This is a genomic window from Roseicyclus sp., assembly GCF_052168335.1.
Taxonomy (GTDB): Bacteria; Pseudomonadota; Alphaproteobacteria; order Rhodobacterales; family Rhodobacteraceae; genus Roseibacterium.
In genome coordinates this window covers 1-2,218 of sequence record NZ_JBQLZP010000438.1, presented here as the reverse complement: position 1 = coordinate 2,218, position 2,218 = coordinate 1, and the positions used below count along the sequence as shown (strand labels likewise).

2 protein-coding genes are annotated in these 2,218 nt (G+C 69.8%); both read right to left on the bottom strand.

Annotation, left to right across the window (positions count from 1 at the left end; translation table 11 throughout):
- Nucleotides 1-268: 268 nt before the first annotated feature.
- Entirely contained in the window at nt 269-1,690 is a 1,422-nt protein-coding gene (locus ACTS11_RS13370; RefSeq protein WP_442640802.1) for a homospermidine synthase, read from the bottom strand.
- A 112-nt stretch (nt 1,691-1,802) separates the two neighbouring features.
- Nucleotides 1,803-2,218: 30S ribosomal protein S4 (gene rpsD / locus ACTS11_RS13365; protein WP_442640801.1), on the bottom strand; the 416-nt coding region annotated here is incomplete at its 5' end.

Here is a 2,218-nt window from a genome sequence, read left to right as displayed (position 1 = left end):
AGGCCATCAGCGCCAGAAGCGCCACCGGCCGCCGCCAGGGGGGCAGCCGTTCCGCCTCCGCGAGGGAGAGCGTCCTGAGACCGTCGCCGAGTGCCATCCCCCTGCCCTTACGCCCGTTTTCCACCGGCGTCCATCGGGCCGAGCGTGCATCCCCGCACACCCGCCCCTCGCCCTTTCATCTTTCGACAAATACGCAAGAAACCCGAGCCCCGTCCCGGAGGGGCGGGGCGAGAGAAGGGAATGCAGCCCGCAGGGCTGCGCGATCCGGTCAGCTCGCCAGCACGTTGCGGAAGGCCCAGGGCTCCTCGGGGTCGATGTCCTCGGGGAAGAGCTCCCAGCGGTCCTGGAGCGGCGTCCAGTCGGTGTAATGCGCCTCGACCGGCCCGAGATAGGGGCGCTGCACCTCGAGACAGCGGGCGTGGTCCATCTCGTCGGCCTCGACGATGCCCGCGCCCGGGTTCTCCAGCGCCCAGACCATGCCGGCCAGCACCGCGCTCGTCACCTGGAGGCCGGTCGCGTTCTGGTAGGGCGCGAGGTCGCGCGCCTCGTCGTTCGACAGCCGCGAGCCGTACCAGAGCGCGTTCCGCTCGTGCCCGTAGAGCAGCACGCCCAACTCGTCCTTGCCCTGCACGATCTCGTCCTCGGTCAGGATGTGGTGCTTCTCCTGCGCCCGGCCCGAGCCGAACATCTCGTGCAGCGACAGGACCGCGTCGTCGCAGGGGTGGTAGGCGTAGTGGCAGGTCGGGCGGTACTCGGGATGCGCGCCCTGCCCCACCGTGTAGTAGTCGGCGATCGAGATCGCCTCGTTGTGCGTGACGAGAAAGCCGAACTGCGGTCCCGGCGTCGGGCACCAGGTGTGCACCCGCGTGATCGCGCCCGGCCGCTCGAGCCAGATCGCCGCCTGGCAGCCGGTGTCGTGGCGGTGGCCGTTCTCGGGGAACCAGGGCTCGTGCGTGCCCCAGCCGAGCTCGGCGGGCTGGAAGCCCTCGGCGACGAAGCCCTCGACCGACCAGGTGTTGACGAAGACGCCCCTCGGGCGCGGCACCCGGCGGTCCTGGGTGTCGCGCTCGGCGATGTGGATGCCCTTGACGCCGAGCGACTGCATCAGCCGCGCCCAGCCCGCGCGGTCGGTCGGCGCCGCGACCTCGCGGCCGGTGTCCCGCGCGAGCGTCAGGAGCGCCTCCTTCACGAACCACGAGACCATGCCGGGATTGGCGCCGCAGCACGAGATCGCCGTCGACCCGCCGGGGTTCCGCGCCTTCTCGTCCCGCACCGCCTGCCGGAGCGCGTAGTTCGTCCGCGCCGCGTTGTCCGTCGTGCCGAAGTAGTAGCCCGCCCAGGGCTCCACCACCGTGTCGATGTAGGGCACGCCGATCTCGCGGCAGAAGCGCATGAGGTCGAGCGACGAGGTGTCGACGCTCAGGTTCACGCAGAACCCCTTGCCCGGCTCCAGAAGCCCGCCCAGCACCTCGCGGTAGTTCTCCCGCGTCAGCCGCTCCTGCACGTGGGCGATGCGGTGCTGGCGCAGGAAGTTCGCCTTCCCGGCATCGGGCTCGATCACCACGAGCTTCTCGGCGTCGTAGTCGAAGTGGCGCTCGATGAGGGGCCAGGTGCCCTTGCCGATCGAGCCGAAGCCGATGATGACGATCGGGCCCTCGATCCGGCCGTAAACGGGGTGCGTCTCGGTCATGGATGCCTCCCTCCGCTGCGGGATGTCCTGAAAAGCTTCGGGCCGCACCGGAACGGCACGGCCCGAACGAGAAACGATGCGCGGACGGCGCGGGCCTCGCGGCCCCGGCGCCTCAGTTCTGCGCGTAGTATTCGATGACGAGGTTCGGTTCCATGTGCACCGGGTAGGGCACGTCGCCGAGGCCCGGGGTCCGCACGAAGGTGGCGGTCATCTTGGAATGGTCGGCCTCGATGTAGTCGGGCACGTCGCGCTCGGCGAGCTGCACGGCCTCGAGGACCACGGCGAGCTGCTTGGACTTCTCGCGCACCTCGATCACGTCGCCGTCCTTCACCCGGTAGGAGGGGATGTTGACGCGCTTGCCGTTCACCGTGACATGGCCATGGTTCACGAACTGGCGGGCGGCGAAGATGGTCGGCACGAACTTGGCGCGGTAGACGACCGCGTCGAGACGGCGCTCGAGGAGGCCGATCAGAAGCTCGCCCGTGTCGCCCCGCTGACGCTCGGCGTCAGCATAGATGCGGCGGAACT

Coding starts and splice junctions, on each gene's coding strand:
- ACTS11_RS13370 (WP_442640802.1), bottom strand. CDS start 1,690: ATGACCGAGACGCACCCCGTTTACGGCCGGATCGAGGGCCCGATCGTC.